The 3004-nt window shown below is 53.6% G+C and carries 2 protein-coding genes; both read left to right on the top strand.

Annotation, left to right across the window (positions count from 1 at the left end):
• Positions 1–708: 708 nt before the first annotated feature.
• Complete coding sequence (locus EZI54_RS23410) at positions 709–1806, top strand: T6SS phospholipase effector Tle1-like catalytic domain-containing protein (RefSeq protein WP_341352872.1); 1098 nt, start codon at positions 709–711, stop codon at positions 1804–1806.
• 16 nt (positions 1807–1822) lie between these two features.
• Entirely contained in the window at positions 1823–2440 is a 618-nt protein-coding gene (locus tag EZI54_RS23415) for a DUF2931 family protein (RefSeq protein ID WP_165495866.1), read from the top strand.
• Positions 2441–3004: the final 564 nt, after the last annotated feature.

Below are 3004 nucleotides of genomic sequence, written 5' to 3' on the forward strand. Positions count from 1 at the left end.
GCATCAAAGGATTTCAGCTTCTGGAACTGGTCGTTAACAACGTCGAGTTCCGGGACGGAGAAGCGGTTGAGCAACAATCAGACAGGAACGCTGCCTGATGTTCATACACCAGATTTGACGATAACTCACCTTGGCAGCCCCACCAGCCATGGTGGTTCCATTGTCAGCGGTAATCCACGAGTGATTTTGGGTGTTGCCACCAACACCGCACCGGTTGTGGACTTCGCCAAGGCTGGAGCGCTGGATGACAAAGGCCAGCTTACTCCTGCCGCCAAAGAGTTGCTGGGCAAAGATCCACAGGAGTTTGTGCGGAAAGCTGCACAGAAAGGTGCATTAATTAATGAGGGTTTGCCGGAGGAATCACCGGGTGATCCGCCCGAAGAAGAGGAGCGCCCCAAAGTCCGGGTAGAGGCAGGATTCTTTTTTGATGGCACAGGTAATAACCGTGGCAACTCCCGCGCTTACCAGCAGGAGCTTGATAAATGCCTGACCGCCAATGCCGCCGGAGCCATCTCGGAAGAAGAATGCAGTAATGAACTCTCGCAGGTGATGGAAGGCAGTTACCTCAACGCCGAAACGAACGTCTCGAAGCTGGAAACGCTTTACTTCAAGGACACCGTAGAGCAAGACGGTTCCCCTACCCACCGGCTTTCCGTTTATGTTTCAGGAGTGGGTACCAAGTTCGGTGAGCCCGACGATGGTTTGAGTATGGGGTTAGGTCTTGGGGAACAGGGCATCCTCAGAAAAGTTGAGGAAGGGGCCGCAGACTTCGTATTACAACTGACTCGCTCTGTTTACGGGCCAATAGATGAGCTGGTTCTGGATGTTTTTGGTTTTAGCCGGGGCGCGGCAACCGCACGGCATTTTGTCAGCCGAGAAGTATACGACACCACGGGCTCTTTATACGGTGAGTACAAAGGGGCATTGATCAGAGCGTTCGAGCGGGAAGGCATTCCCTGGCCCAAGAAAGTGACAGTTCGGTTCCTGGGGTTATTCGACACCGTTGCCGGCGTTGCCGATGTCGGCAATCTGGATTTCTCCGCTCACGACGGAAAAACGGGGCGGATCAACGTCAACGTAAAATCAGAGCATGTTCAGCGGGCCGTCCAGTTTGTTGCGCGGGATGAGCGCCGGCACAACTTCTCGTTAAACAGCCTGCGAAGTGAATCGGGTAATTTACCTGGGAATTTTGGCGAATGGGTTTTGCCCGGCGCGCACTCAGACATTGGCGGCGGGTATCCAGAACGGTTTCACGAGCGAATTGAAGTGCGTCCGCCGTTGGTGATCACGAGCAAGGATCGTCGAAATCCAGAGGCCAGTTTTGAGTTCTCTCGCATGTTGCAGGAACGAGCCCTGATTAAGGCCGAGGGCTGGATCGGCTCCCTCAATCCATTGGCCAGCCTGGAAATCGAACAGAGACGCCTTCCCATGCTGCCCACTCAGCCGAGCCTGAGCGGAAACAATGTCGCTTTGCACCTCTGGCTTGATCGGGAGGTTCGGGGCGAATACTCCAGAATTCCCCTGTACTTGATTCACAAGCTGGCTCTCGATGCTGGTGTGCCATTTGAACCAATTCCTACAGACAATCCCCAGTTTGCACTACCCAACGAGCTAATAAATGTTGCCCGAAATCTTGCTGCTCACGTCTGGCATGGTCAAGAGTTGCTGTTGTCACCCGAGTCAAAAGCCTTACTCAAACAACGGTACATCCATCATTCTGACCATTATCTGGAAATGGGACCGTTATACCCTTTCAGGCCTGCAAAGGGTGGCCGCCGGGCTGTTCACCCGAATAAAAGCGAGTGAATAAATGGAGACTTCTATGAGTATCAAGGGTTGGATGGTCAGTCTCTGTATTTTGGTGCTGGTCGGGTGTTCGGAACCAACGGAATCAGAAGGGCAAAAATATGGTCCCAATGGCACCCACCGAAGTATCGGCGTGGTGGCACCGAAACACTACGATGTCTGGGTGGATAAGTTTTTCATCGAATCCCTTTCCGAAGACATTGGGTGGCGGGCACCCATTGGTATCGTGTCCTGTTGCTGGGACAAACCGTTTGGCGCAATGGCGGATTGGCAAACCATGCCAGAGGTCTTTTTAATTCGTTGGTTCTCGTTCGCGGAGCAGCAATCCTATGAGGCTTTGATCCGGCTGGAAAACCCGGATGAAATCGAGGAAAAAATGAAGGAGGCTGCCTCCTTTGAAGCCTATGGCAAGATAGTAGAGCGTCCGCGAGACGTTTTGGTTCTTGGCCTGGCCCCAGGGGGAACGGTTGTAGTATGGATTATGAACCGGCATGAGAATGCTATCGAAGTTGGTCGGTATCAAGGGAAAAAAATAGAAACCCATCCAGAACACTACCGAGAGATCACGGAGCGCTACAATCGCGATCATGGTCAATTTTTACAGAAAAATGGCATTCAACTTGAAGGCTGGTAACCTGAAGCATCTACAGGTTGGGAGTAAGCCACCACATAACCAGGCCGTGCACCGGATGCCAAAGCCTCCGCTTCGCTCCGGCTTTGTCACCGGTGACGGCGGGCGTTAAAGGCCTTTACTCCGGTGTTGCTGGGTTGTGTGTTCGGCCCGCGCTTTGGCGGTTTCCGGTTTGCAGAAAACATTCCCCAGTCAGGCAACGGGGCTGATTGATAATTCAGTGTCTCGGTCGCGGGGCAATCCGGCGCGCCCGCCGGGCAGTTTCCGTCCATTCAGTGTTCTGGTTCCTGGCGCCATGGGTCTCGCTGGTCCAAAGTATCGGGAGCTGGCATTCGGGGTTAGGTGCCGGAATGGATTGCCGGGTAACCGGCATTTAACCAGTCGCATCAGGACGCGGCCTGCGGCCGCTGGACGCCCATGACTGGGCGCCCCTGTGCTCAGCGTTAAGGTTTCGCATGGATCAAATCACTTCAACCGATCCCAAATATCTAAAGGATGATTGGTCTCAGCTACCGAAGTGGACACTGTACGTATCTACGCTACCTTCAGCATTGGTTTGGCTCGGAG

It is taken from the genome of Marinobacter halodurans, from assembly GCF_004327985.1.
Taxonomy (GTDB): Bacteria; Pseudomonadota; Gammaproteobacteria; order Pseudomonadales; family Oleiphilaceae; genus Marinobacter_A; species Marinobacter_A halodurans.